The sequence below is a fragment of the Paraburkholderia phytofirmans PsJN genome, from assembly GCF_000020125.1.
Lineage (GTDB): Bacteria > Pseudomonadota > Gammaproteobacteria > Burkholderiales > Burkholderiaceae > Paraburkholderia > Paraburkholderia phytofirmans.
On the sequence record NC_010681.1, the window covers coordinates 1 to 19,936 of the forward strand.

Annotated in this window: 14 protein-coding genes; 13 read left to right on the forward strand and 1 reads right to left on the reverse strand. The window is 56.9% G+C overall.

Going from position 1 to position 19,936, the window contains the following annotated elements:
• Positions 1–298 precede the first annotated feature (298 nt).
• The 5 genes from dnaA (at position 299) to BPHYT_RS00025 (ending at position 6,785) form a co-directional block, all read left to right on the forward strand.
• On the forward strand, positions 299–1,936 hold the full coding sequence (gene dnaA, locus BPHYT_RS00005) for a chromosomal replication initiator protein DnaA (RefSeq protein ID WP_012431114.1): 1,638 nt from the start codon (positions 299–301) through the stop codon (positions 1,934–1,936).
• A gap of 220 nt (positions 1,937–2,156) precedes the next feature.
• Positions 2,157–3,260 carry a DNA polymerase III subunit beta gene (gene dnaN / locus BPHYT_RS00010; protein ID WP_007180118.1) on the forward strand — a complete coding sequence of 368 codons (1,104 nt, stop codon included), beginning with the start codon at positions 2,157–2,159 and terminating at the stop codon, positions 3,258–3,260.
• 114 nt (positions 3,261–3,374) lie between these two features.
• Positions 3,375–5,846, forward strand: coding sequence for a DNA topoisomerase (ATP-hydrolyzing) subunit B (gyrB, locus tag BPHYT_RS00015; protein WP_012431115.1), 2,472 nt, complete (start codon positions 3,375–3,377; stop codon positions 5,844–5,846).
• Positions 5,847–5,900: 54 nt separating this feature from the next.
• A complete protein-coding gene (locus tag BPHYT_RS39400) occupies positions 5,901–6,305 on the forward strand; it encodes a PAAR domain-containing protein (protein WP_012431116.1) in 405 nt (134 codons plus the stop codon).
• Positions 6,306–6,419: 114 nt separating this feature from the next.
• Positions 6,420–6,785, forward strand: coding sequence for a contractile injection system protein, VgrG/Pvc8 family (locus tag BPHYT_RS00025; RefSeq protein WP_083772024.1), 366 nt, complete (start codon positions 6,420–6,422; stop codon positions 6,783–6,785).
• Between the two features lie 583 nt (positions 6,786–7,368).
• Here BPHYT_RS00025 and BPHYT_RS37995 read toward each other — a convergent pair.
• Entirely contained in the window at positions 7,369–7,584 is a 216-nt protein-coding gene (locus BPHYT_RS37995; protein ID WP_148225053.1) for a hypothetical protein, read from the reverse strand.
• A gap of 101 nt (positions 7,585–7,685) precedes the next feature.
• Here BPHYT_RS37995 and BPHYT_RS00030 point away from each other — a divergent pair, with 101 nt between their 5' ends.
• The 8 genes from BPHYT_RS00030 (at position 7,686) to BPHYT_RS00065 (ending at position 19,692) form a co-directional block, all read left to right on the forward strand.
• The gene (locus BPHYT_RS00030; protein ID WP_012431117.1) at positions 7,686–10,244 is read left to right on the forward strand and encodes a type VI secretion system Vgr family protein; all 2,559 of its coding nucleotides are present in this window, start codon (positions 7,686–7,688) and stop codon (positions 10,242–10,244) included.
• A gap of 7 nt (positions 10,245–10,251) precedes the next feature.
• Positions 10,252–11,259: a DUF4123 domain-containing protein gene (locus BPHYT_RS00035; protein ID WP_012431118.1), complete on the forward strand. Its 1,008-nt coding sequence runs from the start codon at positions 10,252–10,254 to the stop codon at positions 11,257–11,259.
• Positions 11,260–11,304: 45 nt separating this feature from the next.
• Positions 11,305–14,187 (forward strand): T6SS effector BTH_I2691 family protein, encoded by a 2,883-nt coding sequence (locus BPHYT_RS00040; protein WP_012431119.1) that lies wholly within the window; start codon positions 11,305–11,307, stop codon positions 14,185–14,187.
• Complete coding sequence (locus tag BPHYT_RS00045; RefSeq protein ID WP_012431120.1) at positions 14,184–14,939, forward strand: putative type VI secretion system effector; 756 nt, start codon at positions 14,184–14,186, stop codon at positions 14,937–14,939. Before BPHYT_RS00040 ends, BPHYT_RS00045 begins: the two co-directional genes overlap by 4 nt.
• An 18-nt stretch (positions 14,940–14,957) precedes the next feature.
• A complete protein-coding gene (locus tag BPHYT_RS00050) occupies positions 14,958–15,692 on the forward strand; it encodes a putative type VI secretion system effector (protein WP_012431121.1) in 735 nt (244 codons plus the stop codon).
• Positions 15,693–15,764: 72 nt separating this feature from the next.
• Positions 15,765–16,016 carry a PAAR domain-containing protein gene (locus BPHYT_RS00055; protein ID WP_012431122.1) on the forward strand — a complete coding sequence of 84 codons (252 nt, stop codon included), beginning with the start codon at positions 15,765–15,767 and terminating at the stop codon, positions 16,014–16,016.
• Between the two features lie 104 nt (positions 16,017–16,120).
• Positions 16,121–18,958, forward strand: a complete 2,838-nt coding sequence (locus tag BPHYT_RS00060; protein ID WP_012431123.1) for a T6SS effector BTH_I2691 family protein — start codon at positions 16,121–16,123, stop codon at positions 18,956–18,958.
• Positions 18,955–19,692: a putative type VI secretion system effector gene (locus BPHYT_RS00065; RefSeq protein WP_012431124.1), complete on the forward strand. Its 738-nt coding sequence runs from the start codon at positions 18,955–18,957 to the stop codon at positions 19,690–19,692. The genes BPHYT_RS00060 and BPHYT_RS00065 overlap by 4 nt, the downstream gene beginning before the upstream one ends.
• Positions 19,693–19,936 lie beyond the last annotated feature (244 nt).

Sequence of the window (19,936 nt, forward strand, 5' to 3'; positions counted from 1 at the left end):
TTAAACCGGTTTTTCGTTGACCGTCAATAGTTTAGCCTGGTTCGGGCCGGCTCCATGAAGAGCAAGCCTCGTGATCCGTCCCTGTGGATAACTCCCTTGCGGGTCCGTTTTGGCGTTAGAATCTCGCCTTACTTCCCAAAAATCCTGCACGCCGCTCCGGCTCGCTTGCCCCGCAAACCCTTGTGGCACAAGCGCCTGGAGCCATTACGCCTGGTTAGCCTGGCTGCTCAGGGCCTTGTTGCGTGCGCGCGACAGGGGCAGCGGCAACCGCCGTGCACACCATAACGACAGCAACTCGATGAACGATTTCTGGCAACACTGTTCCGCATTGCTGGAGCGCGAGCTGACGCCCCAGCAGTACGTGACGTGGATCAAACCGTTGGCCCCGGTCGCCTTCGACGCCGCTGCGAACACGCTCAGCATCGCCGCGCCGAACCGCTTCAAGCTCGACTGGGTCAAGAGCCAGTTCTCCGGCCGCATCGCGGATATGGCCCGCGATTTCTGGCAGGCTCCCGTCGACGTCCAATTCGTGCTCGACCCGAAAGCCGGCATGCGTGCCCCTGCCGCAGCCGCGCCGGCCCCGGCTTCTGCGCGTCCGGCTTCCGCGCCTGGCTCGATGGGCGGCAGCGCCGGCAATGGTGCCGCGGTGGACGCAGCCGTCGGCGCCGTGCAAGCGGCGCAGGCCGCGCGCGCCGCTGGTACGAACGGCGCGAACAACGCGATGGCCAATCTCAACGCCAATGCCCGCGCCGCAGCTGAACAAAATGCGAACGCGCGCGCCGCGGCCGCTGACGATTCCGCCGACCTCGATCTGCCAAGCCTCGACGCGAACGAAGCGGCAGCCGCCCGCCGCACGTGGCGACCGGGCCAAAGCGCCAGCTCGAACGGCAACGGCGAGACCGACTCGATGTACGAGCGCTCCAAGCTGAACCCGGTTCTGACCTTCGACAACTTCGTGACCGGTAAGGCCAACCAGTTGGCACGCGCCGCGGCGATTCAGGTCGCGGACAACCCCGGTATCTCGTACAACCCGCTGTTTCTGTATGGCGGCGTGGGCCTCGGCAAGACCCACCTGATCCACGCGATCGGCAACCAGCTTCTAATGGATAAGGCCGGCGCGCGGATTCGCTACATCCACGCGGAGCAGTACGTGTCCGACGTGGTGAAGGCCTACCAGCGCAAGGCGTTCGACGATTTCAAGCGCTACTATCACTCGCTCGACCTGCTGCTGATCGACGATATTCAATTCTTTTCAGGCAAGTCGCGCACACAAGAAGAATTCTTCTACGCGTTCGAAGCGCTGGTCGCGAACAAGGCGCAGGTGATCATTACCAGCGACACGTATCCGAAGGAAATTTCGGGTATCGACGACCGGTTGATCTCGCGCTTCGACTCCGGCCTGACCGTGGCGATCGAGCCGCCCGAGCTGGAAATGCGCGTCGCGATTCTGATGCGCAAGGCGCAATCCGAGTTCGTGAGCCTGAATGAAGACGTCGCGTTCTTCGTCGCGAAACACTTGCGTTCGAACGTGCGTGAACTCGAAGGCGCACTGCGCAAGATCCTCGCGTACTCGAAGTTCCACGGCCGCGAAATCACGATCGAAGTCACCAAAGAAGCGCTGAAAGACCTGCTGACGGTGCAGAACCGGCAGATTTCGGTGGAAAACATCCAGAAGACCACGGCTGACTTTTACAGCATCAAGGTCGCGGACATGTATTCGAAGAAGCGCCCCGCGAACATCGCGCGGCCGCGGCAGATCGCCATGTATCTGGCGAAAGAGCTGACCCAGAAGAGCTTGCCGGAAATCGGCGAACTGTTCGGCGGACGCGACCACACCACCGTGCTGCACGCGGTGCGCAAAATTGCCGACGAGCGCAGCAAGGACGCGCAACTGAACCACGAACTGCACGTGCTGGAGCAGACGCTGAAGGGCTGAGCGGTCTGTCTGGAAAAAACGACCTGTTTATTTCCAAACTCGCCCCCATTTTAGTGAGGCGGTTCCGTTTTCAGGCACAATACAGGTTTAACCGCCCGGCGGCCGCGGGCGGATTTCACGCCGTGACAGGCGCAGCGTGGCGCCGGCGGGGAGTCGTGGCTGCGCGCGAGAAAGCTTGCCTGGCAAGGCGCGCAGGCCGTTATATCAACGAAGGAACTCTATGCAACTGGTCAAGACCGAACGCGATAACCTCCTCAGGCCGCTGCAAACTGTGAGCGGCATCGTCGAACGCCGCCATACGTTGCCGATCCTCGCCAATTTGCTGATTACCAAGAACGGCCCCGATGTGTCGTTCCTGTCCACCGACCTCGAGTTGCAGATCACCACGCGTGCCGATTTCGGCGTGGGCGGCGATTCGGTGGCGACCACGGTGGCAGCGAGAAAGCTCCTCGACATTCTGCGCGCCATGCCCGACGGGCAGGTCACGCTCACGCTGAACGACAAGCGTTTGACCGTGCAATCCGGCAAGAGCCGCTTTGCGCTGCAAACGCTCGCCGCGGACGAATTCCCGACGGTCGCGCAAGCTAAAGACTACGGCGCGAACCTCGTGGTTCCCCAAAAGACGTTCCGCCAGTTGCTCGGTATGGTCCATTTTTCGATGGCCCAGCAGGACATCCGCTATTACCTGAACGGCATGCTGCTGGTGGTGGACGGCGACCAGCTGATGGCGGTCGCAACGGACGGCCACCGTCTGGCGTTCTCGTCCATGAAGATCGAAGGCTCGTTCCAGCGTCAGGAAGTGATCATTCCGCGCAAGACGATTCTGGAACTCCAGCGCCTGCTGGAAGATATCGACGACACGCTGAAGATCGACATCGCGCAGACGCAGGTCAAGTTTACGTTTGGCCAGGTTGAACTGGTGTCGAAGCTGGTGGAAGGCAAATTCCCCGACTTCCAGCGCGTGATTCCGAAGTCGCACAAGAATCAGTTCGTGATCGGCCGTGAAGAACTGCAGCGCTCGCTGCAACGCGCCGCGATTCTGACCTCGGACAAATTCAAGGGCGTGCGCTGCATTATCGAGCCGGGCCAGTTGAAGATCATGTCGACCAACGCCGATCAGGAAGAGGCGCAGGAAGAACTGGAAATCGCATACGACGGCGACAGCGTCGATATCGGGTTCAACGTCACGTATCTGCTCGACGTGCTCGCGAACCTGAAGGTCGACACGTTGCAAGTGAGCCTGGGCGACGCCAGCTCCAGCGCGTTGATCACGATTCCCGAGAACGACGAATTCAAATACGTCGTGATGCCGATGCGCATCTAACGCGTCCAACACCAAAGAACACACCAAGGGGCGCAGCGCCCCTTTGGCGTTTTTATGGTGATTTGAAAAGTCCCGAGCAGCAACCTTGCAGCAACGCAGAACCGGAAAAAATCCATGACTGAAACGAACAATTCGCAACCCGACAACAGCTACGGCGCATCCTCGATTCAGATCCTCGAAGGTCTGGAGGCGGTGCGCAAGCGGCCCGGGATGTACATCGGGGATACATCGGACGGGACCGGTCTGCATCACCTCGTATTCGAAGTGCTGGACAACTCCATCGACGAAGCGTTGGCGGGGCATTGCAACGACATCCAGGTGATCATTCACGCGGACAACTCCATTTCCATCACCGACAACGGCCGCGGCGTGCCGACCGGTCTGAAGATGGACGACAAGCACGATCCGAAGCGCAGCGCCGCTGAAATCGTGATGACCGAGCTGCACGCCGGCGGCAAGTTCGACCAGAACAGCTACAAGGTGTCCGGCGGCCTGCACGGCGTGGGCGTGTCGTGCGTGAACGCGCTGTCGGCGTGGCTGCGTTTGACCATTCGCCGCGACGGCAAGAAGCACTTCATGGAATTCCACCGTGGCGTGCCGCAGAACCGCATTATCGAAGAGATCGACGGCGTGGCTGTTTCGCCGATCCAAGTCACCGGCGAGACCGAGAACCGCGGTACCGAAGTGCACTTCCTCGCCGACGAGACGATTTTCGGCAACATCGAATATCACTACGACATTCTGGCCAAGCGGATTCGCGAACTGTCGTTCCTGAATAACGGCGTGCGAATCAAGCTGACCGACCAGCGCACCGGCAAGGAAGAAGATTTCGCGTTCGTGGGCGGCGTGAAGGGCTTTGTCGAGTACATCAATAAGAACAAGTCCGTGCTGCACCCGAACATTTTCCACATCAGCGGCGAGAAAGACGGCGTGGGCGTGGAAGTGGCGATGCAGTGGAACGACAGCTACAACGAAAACGTGCTGTGCTTCACGAACAACATTCCGCAGCGTGATGGCGGGACGCACTTGACCGGGTTGCGTGCCGCGATGACGCGCGTGTTGAACAAGTACATCAACGATCACGAAGTCGCGAAGAAGGCGAAGGTTGAGACTTCTGGCGACGATATGCGTGAAGGGTTGTCGTGCGTGCTGTCGGTGAAGGTGCCGGAGCCGAAGTTCAGCGCGCAGACGAAGGACAAGCTGGTGTCGTCGGAAGTGCGCGCGCCGGTGGAAGACGTGGTCGCGAAGGCGCTCGAAGAGTTTCTGCTTGAGACGCCGAATGACGCGAAGATTATTTGCAGCAAGATTGTCGATGCGGCGCGCGCGCGGGATGCGGCTCGGAAGGCGCGTGAGATGACGCGTCGCAAGGGTGTGCTCGACGGCGTGGGTCTGCCTGGGAAGCTGGCAGATTGCCAGGAGAAAGACCCGGCGAAGTCCGAGATTTATATCGTCGAGGGTGACTCGGCAGGCGGGTCGGCGAAGCAGGGCCGGGATCGGAAGTTTCAGGCGATTTTGCCGCTGCGCGGCAAGGTGCTGAATGTGGAGAAGGCGCGGTATGACAAGCTGCTTTCTTCGGAGCAGATTGTGACGCTGATTACGGCGCTCGGCTGCGGGATTGGTAAGGAAGACTACAACCTCGATAAGCTGCGTTATCACCGCATCATCATCATGACCGATGCTGACGTTGACGGTGCGCACATTCGGACGCTGTTGTTGACGTTCTTCTATCGGCAAATGCCGGAGATGATCGAGCGTGGGTATATCTATATCGCGCAGCCGCCGCTGTTTAAGATCAAGGCCGGGAAGGATGAGCGGTATTTGAAGGATGAGGCTGAGGTTAATGCTCACATTCTGAAGCTGGCGCTGCAGGGGTCGGAGTTGTCGGCTTCTGAAGGTTCGACTCCGATTACAGGCGATGCTTTGGGTGAGTTGGCCCGGGCTTATTTGCTGGCTCAGGCGGTTGTTAATCGGTTGAGCCGGTTGTATGACGCTGGGGCGCTCGAGGCCATCATGGATGGGATTGCGATCGACCTGTCCAGCGAGGAAGCGGCTGATGCGTCCGCCAAGGCTCTGGAAGCGAAGCTAAGGGATGATCCGTTGAAGCCTGAAGTTAAGGTTACGACGATGTATGACCCTGTGCGTGAACTGCGCTCGCTGCGGGTTGCGAGGACGCATCATGGGAATCAGAAGATTTCTGTGTTGGATCAGGATTTTCAGCTCACTGCTGACTATCAACAGCTGATCAATACCGCTAATACGTTTAAGGGGTTGATTGGGACTGGCGCTGTCATTAAACGTGGCGAGCGGAGTATGGCTGTTACTGACTTTAAGTCGGCGATGAAGTGGTTGCTGGCTGATGCTGAACGCAACATCTCGAAGCAGCGCTATAAGGGTCTCGGTGAGATGAACCCTGGGCAGCTTTGGGAGACAACGATGGATCCGACTGTGCGTCGTTTGCTGAGGGTGCAGATTGAGGATGCTATTGCGGCTGATGGCATTTTCACTACGCTCATGGGGGATGATGTGGAGCCGCGTAGGGCTTTCATTGAGTCGAATGCGTTGCGGGCGGGGAATATTGATGTTTGATGGCCGAACGCTGCTGAGATAAAACGCATGCCGTAAGAATATAGGGCCCGTAAGTTGAGAAGCTTACGGGTCTTTTTTATAGTTCGGACTGTCCGCGTCCCGCGGTATCTCATAGACGCCTTTGTTGAAGATTTTTCACCGATCCATTTTCGTCCGCACCGGCGATCACGCACTAAAGCAGCCATCGAGTTTCATTCCGCCGACATCATATTAAAGTATTCTCCCGCTTCCCATAGCCACGGCGGGCATGTGACGTCGGGCGCGTCGAACTCGAAAACTGGCGGGCAACCCATCGCCCGTCTGGGTGACGCCGCAATGTGCGAGATCCACGGCATTACTTCGATTTCCAAGGTTTCGGGCAAGGTCATGCTCGACGGCAAGGAGGCCGCGTGTGATGGCGACGAACTCGCCTGCGGCGGTCGATTGATAGCGAGTCAGGTCGACACGGGTAGCCGCTGAACGTTACCGCTGTCGGTGCAGATGGTCACCGACCGTGGCGCCTTGCACCCGATCTGCGCGATCGTCACCGACGCGCGCGCGGGCTAGTCGGACGGGGCGCTGGCGACCTAACAGTTGACCCTGCGCGAGACGTTATCGGTGCTGGAGGGGCGGACCAATACGCCCATCTTCCGCACGCTGAGCGTGTCCGATGTGATCGAGAAGCTGCTGGGCGAATGGCAGAAAAAGAGTCCGGCGTTTGCGCGCGCGCTCGATTTCGACCTGTCGTCGCTGGATCACGCGAAGTATCCGGTGCGCGAGACGCTGTTGCAGTTTCACGAGTCGGACGCAGATTTCATCCGGCAAGGAGAGGGCGGAAGCGTAGCTGCGCGAACCTTGAAGCGCATCCTTTGCGTAGTATGCAGTCCACCCACCTTTGAGCATTTTGTGACGCGCGCTGACGTAACTTGCGTTTTTCTTGGGGTGTGCATACCAAGATAGTGCAACGACACCCCCTCAGTCGCCAGACACTGGCAACAGACAGCGCCATCAAGAAAACAATCACAAATTTTTCATTCTTTCCGCGTCCGGTTGGAGGGCTAAGCATATTTGTGCGCCTCGACATTTCGACAAATGCATCCCTCAATAAAATCCGTTACAGCGCTTCGTCTTGCCGAATTTCCGCTATTTTCTCACGACTTTTGCGAAGATTCACTGTCGAAGCGCTATTGGCGGAATTCACTGTTCTTTCGTGATACGACATGATTCCATTCGAAATTACTTCAGTTTCAATCGCCTTCCCGCTCGGAGCTGCAATCGACGCCCATTCGTGCGAGGTGGCAAGCTGAGTATCATCGACACTACATGACCTTTCTTGACGAAGGCGGCCAACTTTCCGTCTCCTGCTTCGTTAAGCAGACAGACATGAAATTCTTCTGCATGGCCGAATTGTAATTTCGTCTCCGGTTAGCGTATCGCTTTGACGCCGACCTAGTCCAGGACAGAAAACCGAGACATAACTCGCTGGCTCATCTCTCTAACGCCGACGGGCAAAGTAAAAATTCCCCACCAGTGGATACGGGGATCATCTTCCCGCAATAACTACCGGTTTAACAATTGATTTCCCAGTTTGGATTGCCGCTTTCGTCTTACCTTTTGTATTATCGCGGATAATGCTGCGAGCTTCGCGTGTGGCGCCGCGTGATGCCATTTGCATATTCCATTCGAAACCAATGCGGATCAGCGTTTGGCACGGATTTGACAAGCTGCAATTGATGCATTTAACAGATTGGAATTGCATCCGGCAAAGTTTCTGATTGCCCCGTCGGTCTTTATTAGACTGACCGCAATAGCCGGATCGGCCTTCCATCCATAAGAAAGTGAAAAACGAAAGGATTCGCGATGAGTACGCAAGACGGGATAAGCGCCATCACGGGCGGATTAATTCAGCAAGACCGCCTGCTTAAACTGGATACGCCGCTGGGGACAAACGCACTGGTGCCGCAGCGTGCGGTAGGCCGTTCGCGTATTGGCCGTCATTTCGAATTCACCGTCGACGTGGTATCCACGTCGAGCACCGTCGAGCTCAAAACCCTGATCGCACAGCCGGTCACACTGTGGATCCAGCAGGCCGACAAGTCCTATCTGCCGCACAACGGCTATGTGCACACCGCACGGCGCCTCGGATCGGATAGTGGGCTCACAAGCTATCAATTGGGCTTCGCGTCGTGGATGCACTTCCTGAAGTTTCGCCGCGACCAGCGCATCTGGCAGGACAAGAGCGTAGACGAAATCGTGACGGACGTATTCAATGCGCATCCGCAGGCGCAAGGGATGTTTCAGTTCGCCTTGTCACAGCCGCTGCCGTCCCGTTCATACTGCCGTCAGGATGAAGACGACTGGAACTTCGCGCACCGGCTGCTGGAGTCGGAAGGTCTGTTTGGTCTCTGGCAACAGGCGCAGGACGGCAAATCGCATACGCTGGTCATCACGGACAGGTTGGCGACCGCGAAAGGCATGTCTCCGGAAGCGGTCAAGTTCTACCGGGCGGGCACCGGCAGCGAGACTGACGCGTTGACGCAGTGGTCGGGCACGCGCACGTTGCAGAGTACAACGCTCACCACGCGTACATTCGACTACAAAAGTCCCTCAACTCAGTTCAACCCGAAAGGCACCAACGTACCGACCATGCCCAACCAGGGCTCGTTGCCGGATCAGGCTGAAGTGTATGAGTACACGGGCGCATACACCTACCCGAAGCAAGATCGCGGCGACCAACTGTCCAAATTGCGGATGGAGGAATGGGAATCACGCGCGAAGCGCTTCCATGGCGAGGGTGGGTTGCGAGGGATCGACGCCGGACTGCGCTTTACGCTGACCGGCCATCCCGATCACGACCGAGACGCGGCCGATCAGAAAGAATTCGCCGTGATCGAGACCGCGTGGGTAATCGAAAACAATTTGCCGATCGGCGGCCCGGCGGCTGGCTTTCCGAACAGTTTGCAAACAACACTGCTGCAGGTGCGCGAAACCCACGCGGGCGTTAGCACATTCAAGGTGCCGCACGCGGATGGATCGGAAGGGTTTTATCGCGTGGAGATAGAAGCTCAGCGCACGACGGTCCCGTACCGCAGTCCATTCGAACACCGGAAGCCGCAGACGCATCTCGAGTCGGCGATCGTCGTCGGCCCAAGCGGTGAAGAGGTCTATACCGACGAGCTGAATCGCATCAAGGTGCAGTTCATCTGGGACCGCTTGAACAGCGGCGATGAACAGGCTTCATGTTGGGTGCGCGCGGCACAAGCGGACACCGGGAGCGGCTACGGCGGAGTTCACATGCCGCGAGTCGGTGAAGAAGTGCTTATCGATTACGTCGGCGGTGATTGCGACAGACCGGTTGTCATATCGCGGCTCTATAACGGCGCGACAAAGCCGCAATGGCATTCCAATGGTTTGCTGTCTGGCTACCGCTCGAAAGAGTACGGCGGCACCGGTTACAACCAGATGGTAATGGACGATGCCACGGGTCAGAACCGCGTGCAACTCTACAGTAGCAGCGCAAATTCGCAATTGCACCTCGGTTATCTTGTGCAGCAGACGGATAACAGTCGCGGTGCGTTTCTCGGTAATGGCTTCGATCTGAAATCGGATGCCTACGGCGCAATCCGTGCAGGTCAAGGTTTGTACGTGTCGACCTATTCCGCCACGGTCAACCAGCCGCTCGATGTGAGCCAGGCGAACAAACAACTGGTCAGCGCGGAAAGCGTGGTCGAGATGCTGTCTGAGGCAAGTAGCGCGAATCAGGCAGAAAGTCTCGAGGACGGTCAGAACGCACTTAAGAAGTTCACTGATGCTACCCAATACAGCACGTCCGGCAGCAGCGGATCCGGTGGCCACACGGCGGGCGGTGGCACAGGCAACGCTAACGGTTTCTCGACACCGATCATGCTGGTGGCGAGTCCCGCAGGTTTGGGCCTGTCGACGCAGGACTCGACTCAGATCACCGCTAATCAGCATGTGAACATCGTAAGTGGGCAAAGTACTCACATCGCAACGGGCAAGTCGTTGCTCGCAAGCGTATCCGAGAAAATCAGCCTCTTCGTGCAGAACGCCGGAATGAAGTTGTTTGCGGCCAAGGGCAAAGTCGAAATCAAGGCGCTAAGCGATGAGATGACGCTTGCCGCGCTCAGGGATTTTACGATCACCAGCAGCGAAGGCAAGCTCGTGCTGTCGGCCGACAAGGAAGTCTGGATCGGCGCAGGCGGATCGTATATCAAGATCACGCCCGACGGGATCGAGAACGGGACGACGGGCAAGATCCTCGAAAAATGCGCGGCATGGGACAAACCCGGCCCCGCATCGATGCGAATTCCTTCGCCCCTCACTAGCGTCGTAAAGGGGTGTTCGTGGAAGACCGCGGCGGCATCGGCGGACAGTGCGTCCAGCGTCATTCTGGATTGAGGCGACCATGGAATCGTTGAACTATCGCAACGCTAGTGCGCCGCGCGTCGCGGCCAATACGAAAGAGCAAGGGGTTGAAGTTTCAGCCGTCGACCAGACCGTCGGCATGCTGAGGGCGTACTTCAGCCAACGCCCTGATACGCATTGTCTGGTCGTGGTCGATCCAAGTCGACTCGGTTTCCCGGAGAGCCTGGAACAAGAGATTCCTGTCTCCGAACAACCGCACGCGATCGTAACGATTGCGCACGGAGCGTTTCCTGATGAGCACCGTCCCTACCTCGTCGAACTCAATCTCTCGACTCCGGCCGGCGTGGAATTGCTGACGGAAAGCGTACGCCTTGCATTCGAAGACCGGCATCCGGACTCGATAGCCCAAGGCCTCGGTCAGCGTATCGGCGGCTGGCTGGTCAGCAACGGGCCGGCGGACGTCGTCGCCGCTTACTGGTCACAACAAATATTGCAGGCGGATAACCGCGGGCGCCAATGCGCATTGCGCTTTTACGACTCGCGAGCGCTCAGTCTGCTTTGGCCGATGTTGTCACCCGGCCAGCGACAAGCGCTGCTAGGACCGGTGAGCGCGTGGCACGCATTGGATGCGTGCGGCAAGCCCTGCATTTACACGAGCACGGATACGTCACCAGCCGATCTGACGCTAACCGATGCACAGTGGCAGGCAACTCATCGTCACGGGCTGATCAATCGGGCACTCGGCCTGCATATGCTGGCCGTGGAGCGGCAGCCCGATCCGCAGGAGGTCGAGGCCGCGGTCGCTAGCGCCGCGCGCGCGGAGCAATATGGTTTGAACGATCGCGATGACATCATCGCGTTCATCGGTCATGCGCTAGCCTGGCATCCGCTATTCGATCGACATCCGAAAGTGACGCGGGCATTGCAACAGAGAGAACCGGACGACTTTTATACGGCGGCTATCAGCGAATTGACTCCGGACGACATAGGAGAAATCCAGCGCGGTAATTGGTTTAACGAAAAGTCGCTTTCTTCAGCAGCACGGTAATCGACCTAAACCCATTTGTGGGCCCTCAGAGTACGAAAAGAGTGTATGGATCCGACCGAACAACACTGCGCTAATTGCAAAAAGACTGGCTTGCCCATCTTGCCGGTGCGCTATACCGTGCTCCCGAAAACCGTTTCTGCCAAGCTCCCCGGCGGTATCAGCGGCACAGGCGTCACGAATATCGAGTTGCATGAGCATCACTACGGATTGCGCACGTTGCGTGAAGGCTGGCTATACCTATTTTACGTCAAGGGCGCGCGCGGTAGTAACTACTGGGAGGCTTATAAGGTCACGCAGGATGGTCGCCTGTGGAAGCAAACGTTGCCACTCACAACTACCCCAACTACACACCCCGCTTGCGCGCAAAAACGCATTGCCGTCCCGATGGACCTGATTGCGATCGAGCAGCCGGAGAAATGTACGGGTCGCGTCTATATCGCGTTTTCGGAAATCACCTGGCATAGCGATATCTTCAAACAGTACGCAGACAACGAGACATTGCGAAATAAGCGAATGCAGTGGATCGAGCCGGCGAGGTGGATCAAGGGCAGCAAAGACGAAAACGGACATGCCGTGCTTGCGACCGAGGCGAGCATCGACGATGTCGTCGAATACATGCCGGGCCTGGATCCGAAACTACTCGAACCGCAGCGATTGCTGGAACCGAAAAATGCGGCGCTGAGCGATGAGAGCGGCAATTACAAAGCGGAATGGGTGAGGAAGGAAGCGACGCGGTACCCTTTGCACGTCCGGCAAGCCACCCCTGCATCGGCGAGTGGTTCGCTCGTTAAAGTGATGAACTACGTTGGCGAGACGGAAGACGGCAAGCATCGGCCACCAATGCTGCTGGCATTGTGGGACGGTATCGGAAATGCTCACGAACTGAACGGATTTCGCAACGATCCGGCATCGTGGTTCGATCAGTACGTCACCGAGCGCGCACTGCAGGTCACGGCGATGCACAATATCGACACTGCGCACAAGGTCGTTCAGTCTCGCCAGGAGCAAGCGCTTAACAACCAGGAGAGCATGGCGAGGCAAGCGCATGAAATGACGCCGCTCGGCCGACCGGAGGCGCAGACCGCGCTGGCCGCGCAACGTGCGCGAGCGCTAGCCGGTGCGGACCCGGCACGGACGGCGCAAATCAACGCCTACTACGACGACATGAACTGGATGGCTGCCAACAATATTCCGGGCAGCTATCAGACCCAGCTGATTCAGATGGGACGGATGAGCAGCGCGGGCAGTGCAAGCTCGACTGCGCCTTACACCGGTGTATATCGCGACGACATCATGAACAAGGCGCGTGCTTATGCTCAGGCGCGCCCCGGGTTCCATGATCGTAACGTTAAAGACAGCACGACACGTGCGTGGTCGGCATACGAAGCACGACTTAAGCGGGACAACATCGAGGCCTTTCGAAAGAACTATGAAGGTTTGCAATCGACGGTTTATCAATTGCAGGAGACTCGCAGCGACGACGTTGGGAAGTGGGTCAACGCACCACTGCTGCTAGCCGCGCTCGAAGACTGCCATCCCGGCGACACACATGACTCCCTGGTTTTTGAAGCCATTGTTTCCGACGCTGTGACCGGTTTGGCGTCCACTCCCAAGGGTAAAGCGGTTGTGGACGGTTTGATCACTCAATGGGATCCGACTCAACCCGGCAGTTTGATCTGGCGTGTCGTGGCAATGAATCAGATGGATGCCCGCCAGGAACTCGGCCAGGCATTGAAGGCGGCGCAAGCGCATAAGGCTACGCCGCTGGAAACGGGCTTCGAAACATTCGCATCGATTGCGGCTTCTACCAAGAAACTGGTTGGCTACTATAAAAGCCTCTCTCAAACGGCGCTCGAGACCGACCCAAAGAAAATTACGCCGCTTGCCGGATTATTCCAGCGCCTCGGCGCGGATCAGTTCGGCATGAGCGTCGGTGATGCCATCTTTGCAAAATTCAGAATCAATCAGATTGGCGATTATGTTGGCGAGAAATTCATTCAATCGATTCTATTGCAGCGCGCTGGCGTGCCCTATGCGGACGCAATCGCACTGGTTCGCAAACAGGCCGAACTCGAGAAAATAAGCCGCCTGGATACGATCAAACGTCTTTTGACGGCACGCGCGGCTTTGCGCAGCCCAGCTCCTGAAGGGGCTCCTAACGCGACCAAAGAGTTGTACGAGGCTTGGGACAAGATCAAGCTCACTGACGAAAGCCGAAAACCGCTTCTTATGGGGCGTATCGCCGTTGTCAGCGGATTACTGGAAGCCGTTAATTTTGTCCATCTCATCGCGGGAGCGCAGGACAAGGACACCAAGCTCAAACTGATGCAATCGGGCGCGTCGCTATGCTCGTCACTCGTTACTATCAGCATGACGCCTTACTACGCGGTGTTGAAAAACTCGACGCGCTCTCTGACTTGGAAGCTGGTGGGGGGAGGTCTGAGCAGCTTTGGTACATTTGTCTCAGCATGGCTAGATTGGGAAAATGTAGATACGGCGATTTTGAAACACCAATTTGACGTGGTTGGAGTTTTAGGTATCAAGACGCTTGCGGGTGGTCTATCAGGCACGGCAATTCTCTTGGATGCCATCAGCACATCAGCTCCGTTGCTCAAGAAAATCGCGTCTCGGTACGGTACAGAAGCAGTGATTGCGGCAGTTGAAGCGGTATCTGAACGCATTGCCATCATTGCGGGGTTGCGCGCCATTGGTATGTTGGCGGGTTGGGAAGCAACAATCGGTTTGATCTTGCTGCAGGCGTTAGCTGACTGGCTCACTCCGGATGCACTGGAGGCGTGGTGTTCGCGGTGCGCTTTCGGGACTGGGCAGGAGACCATTTATCGCGTGACCGATCACAGCGTTCCGCTCTACACAAAGAACCTGGAACAGGACAAAGAATTTACTGATGCCATGGCTAAGGTCTCATGAAGAACAAAGAACAACACATCTCCACCGTCCTGCTACGCGGCACCATTACGAAGCTGGAGCGTTCACGCCGTAGTCACGACTTCGTATTGACACAGGTGCAGCAACGACAGGTCGGCGCTACCGCCTTGGGTGCGGCAGCGATGGGTATGGGTGCGGCCGGTATGGGACTCGTCAGTATGGCGTCCAACTCCGACGAGGAAGCTGACTGGGTGGAGTTTGAACTCGACGGCAAGAAAATGCAGGGTTGGTTGTGGCTATTGCCAATGCGCAACGGCGATGAAGTCGAAGTCGTCGCAGAGAAGGTGGCAGACGATCGCTACATCGTCTATTCGGTTAAGCGCGATGGCGACGATATCGTGGCGATGTATCCGCATGCCACCGCTGGCAGAAAGGCGCACTACCGAAACATGACGAAGATCATGCTGTGGACATTCTTTGTCCTTTACGCAATTCTCGTCGTCGGGACGTACTTTAAGGGCGAAATTTCAAGTGACCTCTACGCCTATACGGTTTCCATGGCCACCATCGGTGTTGGCGGATTTATCGTATTCGGCATCATTTTCTATCGGACATCCCTGAAGCTGATGGGGTTCGTTCGCTTAGCCGAGGCAGTTTTCAGAACCTATGGTTGGCCAGACGTCCAGAATATCGATCTGAGAAAGACCTCACGGGAACACAGGGGAACGAATACTTTGTCGAACTATGGGCGCCATTACTTCCGATACAAAATAAATGTTGACCCACGGGCGTAAGGGCGGTCACGAGACGCTATGCAAGAACCCAAATTTCACCTTCAACCGATACTGCTGCGCGGGACGATTGCCAACCTGCAGCGCTCCCGGCGCACTCATGATTTTGTGCTCACTCAATTCCAGCAAAATGCGGTGGGCGTAACCGCCGTGGGTACGGCCGCAATGGGTTTTGGCGCAGCTGGTATTGGACTCGTGAATATGGCGTCCAACGCGGACGAGGAAGCCGACTGGGTCGAGTTCCGACTGGACGGAATGCAGATGCAAGGCTGGCTTTGGCTCTTGCCGATGCGCAATGGGGATGTTGTAGAAGTCGTAGCCGAGAAGGTAGGAGAAAGCCGATACGTCGTCTATTCGATCAAGCGAGAGGGGGACGATATCGTTTCCGTCTATCCGCATGCTACCGCGGGCCGCAGGCAGCACTATCGCAGCATGGCAAAAACCTTGCTCTGGGCTTTCGTGTTCGTCAACGCAATCGGCGTGTTTGCGATGCACAAGCCGGGAGACTTCGGCGCCAAATTTCTTTCGTTTGCCGCGTTCATGGGCGTCGCGATGGCGGCAGCTCTTGTCGTCTTTGCAACTATTTTTTACCGTGTCACCCAAAAGATGATGGGCTTTGTTCGGCTTGCCGAAGCTATTTTCAGAACCTATGGCTGGCCGGACGTGGAAAACATCAACCTTCGCAAGACGTCACGCGCGCACCGCGGAACCAATACCCTTGCGAATTACGGCCGCTATTACTTCCGTTACAAGTAAATCGTTCGTGGAGCACGCGATGGACACCAATAAGGTTTGGCAATGTTTCACGGTAGGGAAGGAGACGACTCCATGATGAATCTCATTCGTCTCGATGACGATACTGATCATGGCGGAAAGGTGATCACCGCATCGCAGACCATGTCTTTCGACGGCCGCTTTGTTGCTCGCAAGGGTGACGAAGTCTCCTGTCCAAAGCACGTGGATGTGAAACCCAACGTCATCGTTGAGGGAGACGAGTCGATGACGGACAACGGTGTCCCGATCGCGCGACATGGTGACCAGACGACTTGTGGGTGCAAGTTGATCTCAAGCCTGGTCTGAATGCGGCGAGCCCAAGATCACGCGAAGCACAGCGTAACCATTGAGTAGCGGCGGCGCGAAAGGCCCTGAACCTTGCGTCCAATAATCGAACACAAAAAATCATCATGGCAACGACCGAACAAAAATGCGCTAACTGCGAGAAGACAGGTTTGCCGATCCTTCCGGTGCGTTACACCGTGCTACCGCAGACCGTGGGGGCGAAACTGCCAGCAGGAATTAGCGGTAAAGGCGTAACGGATGTTTCTCTGACGGCGCATCACTACGGTCTGCGCACATTGCGCGAAGGGTGGCTCTACCTTTTCTATGCGAAGGGCCCGCGTGGCAGCAACTACTGGGAAGCGTACACGATAACCGAGGATGGACGCTTGTGGAAGCAGCCTCTGCCACTGATGACTGCTCCGGCGATTCATCCCGCCTGCACTCAGAAGAGCATCGCTGCGCCAATGGACATTATCGCGATTGAACGTCCGGAAAAGTGCGGCGACGTCTATATCGCCTTCTCCGAGTACCCATGGCACAAGGACATCTTCAAATTGTATGCGGGCGACGCGGCACTTCGTGCGCAGCGCATGCAACGGATCGAGCCGGCGAAATGGATCACAGGCGCAAAAGATGAACACGCTGCGGTTGCGACCGAACAGAGCATCGATGCCGTCGTCGAGTACATGCCAGGTTTCGATCCCAAGTTGTTGCAATTGCCAAAACAGAAAGTCAGCAACCCGAACGGCAGTGTCAACGCGGACGTGTTGAAACACGAAGCGACGCGCTATCCGTTGCATATACGCCAGGCGACACCGGCTTCAGCAAGCACCGCGCTTGTGAAACTGATGAATGGCGTTGGAGAAACCAAAGCGGGCAAGCATCATCCCCCAATGCTGTTGGCACTTTGGGACGGCATCGGCAACGTGCACGAACTGAACGGTTATCGCAACGACGCTGCCGTCATGATGACACGCTATGTACAGGAATTGCCCAAAGAGATTGATGCGTTGCAGTCGATCGAAGCGGCAGAGGTTGCGGTAAAGAACGGTGCAGTTGCTTCTAAAAGCCGCTGGCGTTCGGCTCGTCAAGCAGGTTGGGAAGCGATGATCAATTCGCCCGGCGCGATGGATGGTATACCGACGATGCTGTCGCCCGAACAGGAAGCGGCGTCGGAGAAGAACATCGAGGACGCGGGAAAGATCAGCCCGGCGGAGGCTAAAGAGATCGGCGAGGCAGAGTGGCCGAAATATCTGGATAAGCTTAACAAATCCAGGTTCCAGCAGTTTCGCGGCGCATTCCAATCTATGCAAGCTACCGTGAACCAGTTACAGGCTGCCCGTACGGCGGACGTGGCCGCATGGCTGAAAGCACCGCTGTTGCTTGCGACCCTTCACGATTACCACGAGAACGACATTCCTAATGGTGCTGCGTTCGAGGGGGTGGTGAACGAGGCGATTACTGGGCTGCCGTCTGAAGAGAAAGGCGCCCAGGTCGTGGTCGATCTGGTGAACAACATGGATCCCACCCAGCCGACGAGTCTGGTTTGGCGAGCCTTCGCGTTCAACCAGAAACAACCAAAAGTGGAAATTAAGGAATTGCTCGAAAAGGCGACGGCGTACAAAGCGTCGCGCGCAGAGGAGATCGCGGAAATTCTCGAGAAGATCGCCAAGCCGTTGGAGAAGTTAAAAACGTTTGTCGAATTTCGCGAAAAAATGGGCGAAGTCAAGGAACACGAGTACGCGATCTCGGCTACCGAGCGCGCCGTAAAAAAACTGCAAGTCGACCGGCTGAGCATTACGATCGCCAATGCGCTTTTCAAGTGGACGGGGATGGGTAAAGTAAGCGACTGCGCGGGAGCATTCCTGATACGCGGCGCGCTTATGATGCGGGTCGGCATTAGCCAGACCGACACCTTGGGCTTGGTCAAGGAATCGGCGAATGTCGAGCCGAAGTTGCGCGCCAAGCTGGAAAGTGGTTACCGCGCGTTGCGCGCAAAGGGCGTGAAAGCTGCGGAGGCCTATGCACAAACGCTTGAGGCCTTGGCCTCGGATGAAAGGGGGCTCGTGCTCCGGGCGAAGTGGAACGCCGTCAGGCTGACGAGCGAGGGCGCCGAAGCTGCGGCAGGGATTCGAATCGGCGGAACGTTGGCAATCATTGAGCTGTTTGGCTTTGGTGCGAGTCTGGCAAAAGTCGATAAGAGTGGGGAAGACTATGCGATGCTCGTGGCGAGCGGATTTTCAGCTTCATCTGCCTGTTTGCAAGCCTCCAGTAAAGCAATGGCGGCGATGGCGAAAGATGCAGCCCAGACTGCGGCTAATTTAAAGGCCATCACCGGTTATTTTGGTGGCGCATCGGCAGCGATTGGCGCGTTCTTCGACGCGAAAAAAGGTGTGGCGCAAGCGCAGGACAGCAAGATCTGCCTCGCGTCACTCTATTTCATTAAGAGCGGTTTGGGATTTACGGCTGCCGCCGCTAACCTCTTGACGGCTCTAACTTCAAGCGCGCCACTGATCGCGAGGATCACCGGTGGGCGCGGTGTCGTTTGGCTAGGCAAAGCCAGTGCAGGCATGGCCGGAGCGACGGCAAGAATCACCAACCTGGCAACAACCGCCGAAGAAGGTACGACGGCAGCTGCTCGGGCGGCCGCAGCCAAGGCCGCCGGCAGAGAAGCAGTTGGTGTGGCAGCAGGAGAAGTTGTATTGACCGTTGGCGAGCGCGGTGCGCTGCTAATTATTGGGCGAGTTGCACTCTTCATGGCAGGCTGGGAGGTCGCTGTGGTAATCACACTGATTCAAGTCCTGATCTGGTACTTCTCGGATAACGATTTGCAGAGCTGGTTTGAAAAATGTACGTTTGGCAAGTCGCCGAATAGTCCTCCATGGGAAGCGGGCAAGCAGCATGAGGAATTCGAAAAGGCACTCAAGAGCGTTGGGTTGACGGCAAGTGAGGGTTCGGAATGACTATTGAAGCGACATCGTCGGCGACCGCAAAATTGTTGCGCGGCCGCATCACCAATTTGCGTAAAACACGTCGGAGCCAGGACTTTTTCTTTACCGACTCCGACCGAAAAAAAATGGGTGCAACGGCAATTGCGGCTGGGCTAGCAGGGTTGGGCGGCATCGCTGTTGGCTTAGGCGGTATGGCAATGGATACGACTGAGGAGGCAGATCTTCTGGAGTTCGATCTGGCCGGTAAGCCCATCAAGGCCTGGGTGTGGCAGTCAGTCTTCGACGAAGGTGATGAAGTCGAAGTTGTCGCCGAGCAATGGGGTGACACTTGGCAGGGGTACGGCATACGACGTATCAGCGACAAGATCGTGGCTCTGCATCCACATTGCAGTAGGGGTAGATATGCGCACTACAAGGCTTCGCTGCGGTTGTGGCTGAAAGTCTGTCTACCACTGCTCCTGTTTATGTACCTGCTAACTGGCGCGATTGCTTTCTTTGACTCTGTAGATAATTGGACGGGTATCGTGCAAATGTGGGCCGTGGGTGGGTTGGGTATCGTGGCAATACTTGGCGCGATCGCCTACCGCATGTCACGCAAATTCATGGGCTTTGTTAGTCTTGCCGAAGGCATTTTCCAAGGGTTTGGCTGGAAGGACGTCAAGGACATTGATCTGCCGGCGATCACCAAGAAGAGCAAGACATCAGGCGAACCGGGTGCGCTCGGAATTCTCTATTTTAGATATTGATAGTGCGAGACATCGCCGGTGGGTCAAATGGCGACTTTAATAGATGAATGTGCAACCAAGTTCGGTGGCTGAAAAGTGCAGGAACTCAGTTCCTCGTTGGAGAAGCGTTAATCAAAGGCGGCGGAGCTTAAGCCTGCTCTGATTGCCACTCAGGTCAACACAGGTAGCCGCTGACGGCTTGCCGTTGTCGGTGCAGACCGACAGCGGGGCCTTGCACCCGATCTGCGCGCTCGTCACTCGAACT